Source organism: bacterium (assembly GCA_024228115.1).
In the GTDB taxonomy this organism is placed as follows: domain Bacteria; phylum Myxococcota_A; class UBA9160; order UBA9160; family UBA6930.
Map to the genome: position 1 here is coordinate 1 of JAAETT010000181.1, position 5324 is coordinate 5324.

Sequence of the window (5324 nt, forward strand, 5' to 3'; positions counted from 1 at the left end):
GGTCGAGCCGGGAGGGCGTTCGCCCTGGGTCAAGGACCTTTCGACCCGGAAGATCTGAATCGGAATCCGGAACGGCGGGCTGCGTCGCCCCCCGGCCAAATGATCAGATTTCTACGCTTCTGAGTGAGCGTCTACACTCCGGCGACCCCAAGAGACCATCGAGAATGTCGACCTCCCGACTGATCTGAATCGCTGTACGTACTCCCATGAGATGCACCACCGTGTAGGCACTCGATCACGCCGCCCAAATGGCATTCGACAGCCGGACCGATTGCCCGGTTCAGCCGACTATACATCAACTCACGGGCCGCGATTCCGAAAGGCTGAAGCTGATCCGCATGCTTGCAGCGTCCGCATCTTCCCTATTGACAACGGAGGGTCTGATAGGCGTTAGCTGGCGGGCGCGCTACTCGGGGCTCCGACCACGGGCATTCCCGCCGCCAAGAGCTCTCGTTTGAGCTCTTGTTGCCATTCTTGCTTGTCGTCCATGCGGATGTAAACGATGCCGTCGAAGTCTGATGGCGTTTCGAGGCCAGGAGTGATCAGCGCGCATACCTTGGCCTGACCGAGGTGCGCCAGGAAGTAGCCCAGCTCCAGAATCACGTTCTGTCGAGCGCGCGGCACGACCTCCCCCCCCCTTGGAGCTTCCTACGTCGTCGTCGGTCATCAGGACTACAGCGAAGGTCGCCAGGTCTGCTTCCTGGATGAACTTGGTGAGAAGATGGCGCCCCATGCTGGGTTGATCGTGAAGGACGATTCCCTCCAGCCCCATACTCTCCAGGGAGGAGACGACTGCGATGCGGGCGGTGTCGTTTTGGCCGTGCACCACGAAGACGCGGTTCGGTGAGCGGTCGGCAGAGTCGGACTCGGGAGCTGGGCCAGTCGCGGGCGCGACTTCCTGAGTCCGAGGTGGAGTGGTCTCTTGTTCGACTTCTCCGTTCGTCGCAGAAGCTCGTCTGGCGAGATACGAGGAGAACAGCGAATTCTCGGCGGTTACCGCTGACGGGTTATCAATCGCGAACTGAACGATCGCATTGGCTCGATCTCGGCGACTCCCTACGCCCCGCGCTGCCGAGAGATCCACCACACCTGCTTCCAACAACAGGTCGTCGATGTATGTGTGGCCCCATTCGGAGATCGAGCTTCGTGCCCTGATCAGAGATGCCCGAGTAGGTGCAGGGAGAGGCTTTGCTTTGAAAACACTCGTAGCAGAGGTGTCGAACTCGTGGCCAGCGGCGCGGAGAACTGAGAATAGATCTCGCTCCTTTACTGCCCAGTGGTTTCGGCTGTATTCGAATTGCTCGATGTCCAGCTCTTCGCGGATCCGCCATAGGTGGTCATTCAGGATGGGGACCTTGCTTGGACACAGCTCGACCGCCAGCCGAATTTCCCCACCGAGGTCGTGAAGTTCCGAGATCCGGGCGATGCGCACGAGTTCTTCTGCTCGCCCCTCTTCCATCAGTACGCAGGGCCATGACTCAATGCACTCGATGGCTTCTCTCGAGAGCGTCCGCAGTTGTTCGTCAATGAGTTCGCTCGTGTACTCCAGGAAGCGGCTCTTGTCGAATCGGAAGGTTCCTCCGTCCCAGTCCTGGAACTGGTGCGACACCAACAGGCTATACACGGCGTACGGTCTCCATCGTGGAAATGGCTGTCGAGTTAGTCCCAAAAGTTGAGGATGAACTCCTGATCAGGCAGTGCGCTTCCGCACTCCTTCATCATCGTTGCTGAGGGTTCACCCGTCCAGGAGTCCTTGTACAAGGCGCGGGGTTTAGGGTCTCCTCCATCGCCGTAGAGCCATGGCCAGGGACTGGAAGGCCCGTAGCATGCCCGTCCTAGACTTTTCGTCGTTCTCTTGCTTCTTGACTGCCACGACGGGCGGACGTGGCGGCCCGAACTGGAACTTGACCCGCTGGGGTTTGCGTTGAGCGGGAACTGCATCGACCTTGTCGATGGACTCGATCTCACAGCCGCATCTAAAAGCAATCTTGAGAGCTTCGATGGCACCCTTCGGAGCGGACTGGCCCATCGCTTCCTCCACCGAGCCCTCCCCGGAGAGGACGCGCAGAAGCACATCCGTAGGTAGCTCTAGCGACATGTTGAAGACCCCCTTGGGCGACCATACGATCGACCCCGACTCTTGACTTCTTCGCGGACGTTGATCTTGCGGATCCTCGAGAGGGACTGACCAATTTTCTCCGTGCTGCGGGCCGTAGGAGTAGTGATTGAAATCAAGTTCATTGAGTGCCTCACACGTCGAGGGGTCCAGGGGTGAACGAGCGTAGGGGTTCCGGAAGAGTCTCGTCTCCGCGAACCTGAAGCTCGGCCCATACAGTGGCATTGGTGGGTCGAGGATCTCGGTCAGCAGGACTGCCGAGATGAACTCGCTTCCGCGTATCGGTCTCTCTCTCTCTCGGCTTGGCCCGATGAAGTTATGCAGGGCCACCTCATCCCATTTTCTGGTATCGCAGAACGCCGCGGTCAGGGCGTTTCCCAACCGAGTCGCACGGAAGCTGTCCGCATTGACCTCTGTGCCTGGGTGACTTGTGCAGATAGAGACAATCAAGGGCTGGCGGCGACCAGCTCGGTCGCCACGTGCGCGGATCTGCTTTGCCTTGGATCGGATCGAACGATAGACCACGTGATCCAGAGGGCGCCGCGGAATGCCGGTCGCTGGGTAGCCGCTCCCAGGCAGGGAGTCTTGGGTCACCTTCACTACGACGTTGAAGCCCGCCCCAGGCTCCCAGGTGCCCGGCCGGCCGGCCGTGACGGCCTCTACAAATTCTCCCCATGCGGGAGTTTGTTTGAGTCGGCGGCGTTCGTTTCTCGGCGGAACGGTGAGTTCGGCATCGTCGTCCCGCTTTCGCAAATCGATCCGCATCCTCGGAACGGCTCCGCGAGCCTCTAACCCCTCGCGAATCCATCCCGGAAACGTCTTGAGGTCGTCGCGTTCTGATTGATTTCTCGGAGAAACATGTGTGGCTTCAATCCACAACCGCTCCTCCTGGCAACCCTAGTCGCACATCAGGCTCGCCTGCGGATTCCTCGGTCACCTCACCGATCTGCAGAGCTGCGTGAAGGTTCACCAGCTCCCAGATGGGCTCTATGGGTCTTCGCTGATGAAGCAGCTTTTCTCGGGTAGTCCTCAAGGCGACGGCGACCAGTCAAACCGAATGCCCCATCGCACTCGCCTGCCGAAGCCGGAGGCCAAGGATGTCGCGTGCGCTTCGAATCCCCCGACGGGCGATCCCCGGTCGGCAAGTAGTGGACGGAACATCTACTACCTCCAAGGCGAGCAGAGTGTCCCGGCCGCTTCACGCGACGGGTTCGTGCTGGGATCATCGGTCCTCCTCCCTGCCGGCGCCCGCCCCGCTCCCGTGACCTCCACTGCGGCAAAGGCCGCGCCCTCCCCTTCGGTCCGTTCACGCTCTCTGCCTGGCTCCGGCCCGTTCCGCGGGCGTCTGCCTCGCGGCCGTGCCTGACCGGCTCTCTGGATGGAGCGAGAGAGCCGGCCCAGGACGGGCCTAACAGGGGAGCCAGAACACGATGTCCGATCAACAACACACCCGACTCATTCGGGAGGTAGCCATCCGCTACGTCGGCGCACGCCGACGCTGTCCGGATGCAATCCGCGAGCCTGCAAACGTGGCCGACTATTTGCGTCGTCGAATTCGCGATGACGCGCGCGAACACTTCGTTGCGCTCCACCTCGATGGGCGCCATCGTCCGATCGGCGACCAAGTGATTTCGGTCGGGACTGCAACGGCATCCCTCGTACACCCCCGCGAGGTCTTCCAGGTGCCGGCCAACCTCTTTCTCCAAGGCGTTGCCTCGGGTTCGGTCTCGATTCTGGTCGGGCACAACCATCCGAGTGGTGATGTAAGTCCGAGTCCCGAGGACATCGCGGTGACGGAGAGACTCGTCCGTGCAGGTCGGATTCTCGGCATCCCGGTCCTCGACCACATCGTCTGGAGCCGCAACGGAGTGTTCCATTCGATCCGGGAATCCCATCCCGACCTGTTCAATCAGCACTGAAGGGGCTTCCCCGGCGCATCGCCCGGCCGCCTTTCCATACCCGGTGCACACGCCTCTCGATTCGTCCCAGCGAGAAATCGGATTCCGGATGCCGCGCCCGCCGGCAGCGTCAAGGTTCCGCTTCGCTCGCCTTCGGCGCCCCTGACCCCGCCTCTACTGGACACGGCGGATGGCTACGAGCGGCCAGATGCCGGGGGTGCTGGCCGCATAGTGGCCGGTCATTCCCAACGAACAATCAAGGAAGAAACCATGACGACGGCAACATTTCGACTCGGCAGGCTGGTAAGCACACCGGGTGCGCTCAAGCGGGTCTCGAATAGCGAAATGCTTCGGGCACTCCAGCGCCACGTCAACGGAGATTGGGGCGACGTCTGCTCGGACGATGCGGAGGCGAACGATGCCGCCGTTGGGGAGCGGGCACGATTGCTCTCTTCGTACACCACGGGTGGAGGAGTGTGCTTCTGGATCATCACCGAAGCGGACCGGTCGACGACGACCGTGCTTCTGCCCAAAGAGTACTGAGGAAGTAACCGGAGCAATCCAGGGACGCGCCAATATTAGGCACGACCCGCGACGGGAGGAAGGCATCGCTGGTCCTCTGGCCGACGCGGCGAAAGAGGCTGCGCACTCATTTCGCGGCGGCCGACAACTCCAGGCGATTGAGCTGCCCGGCCCACTCGCGTACGACTCTACGGATGCCGGCGCGCAATCGCTCTTCGTGGTGAGGTTGGCCGAGCAGCAGGAACAAGACGTGTGCGGAATGGAATCCGCCGACAAGGACGGCACCCGTCCTGCGACGCGCGGTTTCGGCAAGAGACGCGGCGAACTCTTCGCGCGGCTTTCGTGGGTAGTGCTGGTAGACAACCAGCGAGCACCCGCTTTCGAACAGCTGATCGATCTCTGACCACCGGACGTACTTGGACGAGCCCTTGCGTCCAACCGGCTTGGAGGCAACCTCGATCCCATTGTCGGGATCGAGGAAGACGAGGTCCGCCATCGATGAGCGCTCGAGCAGAGCCGAGAACCACGCTGACCGTTCGTCGATTGGATCAGGAACGATTTCCGAAAAGAAGGTCGTTCTCGGAAGCAGTGTTGCACCCTCGATGAGTGCGACTTGCCGAGGCCCTTGCGGTGGCAGCAAGCCTGTCACCTCGGTGAACACCCAAAAGCGGCCATACGTGATCACCTGAAAACCGGCCATAGAACGGGGAGTCGTCCAGGACGTTGAGGCGGGCGAGGCGGATAGCCTCGCCGGCCATGGCAAATGTCTTGGACGCAGAGAAACAGCA

At 61.3% G+C, this 5324-nt stretch carries 5 protein-coding genes and 1 pseudogene; 2 read left to right on the forward strand and 4 right to left on the reverse strand.

What is annotated here, in order from left to right; translation table 11 throughout:
* Window positions 1-390: 390 nt before the first annotated feature.
* From GY937_09230 to GY937_09240, 3 genes and pseudogenes are all read right to left on the reverse strand, one after another.
* On the reverse strand, window positions 391-624 hold the full coding sequence (locus GY937_09230; GenBank protein MCP5056891.1) for a nucleotide-binding protein: 234 nt from the start codon (window positions 622-624) through the stop codon (window positions 391-393).
* 7 nt (window positions 625-631) lie between these two features.
* Window positions 632-1459 (reverse strand): annotated as a pseudogene (locus tag GY937_09235) (nucleotide-binding protein).
* A 312-nt stretch (window positions 1460-1771) separates the two neighbouring features.
* Window positions 1772-2995 carry a hypothetical protein gene (locus GY937_09240; protein ID MCP5056892.1) on the reverse strand — a complete coding sequence of 408 codons (1224 nt, stop codon included), beginning with the start codon at window positions 2993-2995 and terminating at the stop codon, window positions 1772-1774.
* Between the two features lie 551 nt (window positions 2996-3546).
* On the opposite strand from GY937_09240, the gene GY937_09245 reads away from it, so the two are divergent.
* Both GY937_09245 and GY937_09250 read left to right on the forward strand, forming a co-directional pair.
* A complete protein-coding gene (locus GY937_09245) occupies window positions 3547-4035 on the forward strand; it encodes a hypothetical protein (protein ID MCP5056893.1) in 489 nt (162 codons plus the stop codon).
* A 249-nt stretch (window positions 4036-4284) separates the two neighbouring features.
* Window positions 4285-4557, forward strand: a complete 273-nt coding sequence (locus GY937_09250; protein ID MCP5056894.1) for a hypothetical protein — start codon at window positions 4285-4287, stop codon at window positions 4555-4557.
* A 106-nt stretch (window positions 4558-4663) separates the two neighbouring features.
* Here GY937_09250 and GY937_09255 read toward each other — a convergent pair whose 3' ends face one another.
* A complete protein-coding gene (locus tag GY937_09255) occupies window positions 4664-5236 on the reverse strand; it encodes a hypothetical protein (GenBank protein ID MCP5056895.1) in 573 nt (190 codons plus the stop codon).
* Window positions 5237-5324: the final 88 nt, after the last annotated feature.

What these genes read in the sequence shown, in the direction of transcription:
- GY937_09245 (MCP5056893.1), top strand. Translation starts at nt 3,547, where the DNA reads ATGTCCGATCAACAACACACCCGACTCATTCGGGAGGTAGCCATCCGC.
- GY937_09250 (MCP5056894.1), top strand. Translation starts at nt 4,285, where the DNA reads ATGACGACGGCAACATTTCGACTCGGCAGGCTGGTAAGCACACCGGGT.
- GY937_09255 (MCP5056895.1), bottom strand. Translation starts at nt 5,236, where the DNA reads ATGGCCGGTTTTCAGGTGATCACGTATGGCCGCTTTTGGGTGTTCACC.